Below are 1,101 nucleotides of genomic sequence, written 5' to 3'. Positions count from 1 at the left end.
GCGTGATTTCTTTGCATTTTACGATTTCTTTTTTTAGGGCTTGGATTTGGGATTTTAGATTCTACTACAAATACCCTTATAATCAAAGGAAGCTCTAATGAAACCTATATCTTCGATAAAGCCAAAAACACCACACAAGAATCTCAAATCTCACCTATTCTTAAAGTTTATATGGATAAAGAAGCAAATCCTAATGGCTATATAGAAATTCATAATTTTGCTAAAGAAAGTATAAATGATAGCAATACTTATATTCTAGGAAATGATTGCAAACAGAGATATTGTGGTATTACCTTATTTCTTGATGAAGGAGTAACACCACATAATACAGACTGCTCTAATGAGGGTAACTTTCAAATAATAGTGCAAAATCTTGATAAATATGGCTTAGATAAAGGCGATACGCTGTATCTATATTCTTGTGAGAATAGAAAAGGGGTATCTGTTAATGTTGATGATAATTATAGTGCTACATTTAGCATAACGCTTGATTTACCAGAACAAGATGAAATCTCAAAGAGATGTCTTAGCTCACATATCATTCTAACAACAAATCCTATAAAAAATACAGAAACTATAGAAGAGCAAATGATACATTCCAATCCACACTTTCAAGTCAATAAAAGTGCAAAACTAGCTAAGCAATATATTATTACAGATGCAAGACTTAATACAAAAAAGCAACCCATTGCAGTAAAAGAGGTAGCACAACAACTTCGTGTAAAAGCTATAGGCTATAAAGAAAAATATTTGCATTATTTCGTAAATAGTATTGTAAAACTAGAAGCACAATACAACTTAAAGAATCCACCACAAGATAAAATAGGACAAACCAAATGGGCATATATTCTTACTGATAATAAAACTGCACCCACACAAAAACAACTTAATGAAAAACAATATAAACATTTCATACAACGCAATGACAATGAACAATATACTGGAAACAACATTGACTTTAGAATACAAAAAGAATGGCTTGATATTGATAAACCAAAATATCTCTATATCTACGCCTATCTTAATGCCCCTAGCACAAAAACTTCTCTTTGCATAACAATACAATATCCCCTATCCCTTAGATTCAATGGTAAGGAATTA

Annotated in this window: 1 pseudogene; it reads left to right on the top strand. The window is 30.9% G+C overall.

Annotated elements, in window-relative coordinates:
- Positions 1-171 precede the first annotated feature (171 nt).
- Positions 172-1,101, top strand: a pseudogene (locus C6H17_RS11970) (hypothetical protein); the annotation flags it as partial.

The organism is Helicobacter rappini, assembly GCF_900198625.1.
In the GTDB taxonomy this organism is placed as follows: domain Bacteria; phylum Campylobacterota; class Campylobacteria; order Campylobacterales; family Helicobacteraceae; genus Helicobacter_A; species Helicobacter_A rappini.
This window is presented reverse-complemented; position numbering and strand designations above follow the sequence as displayed.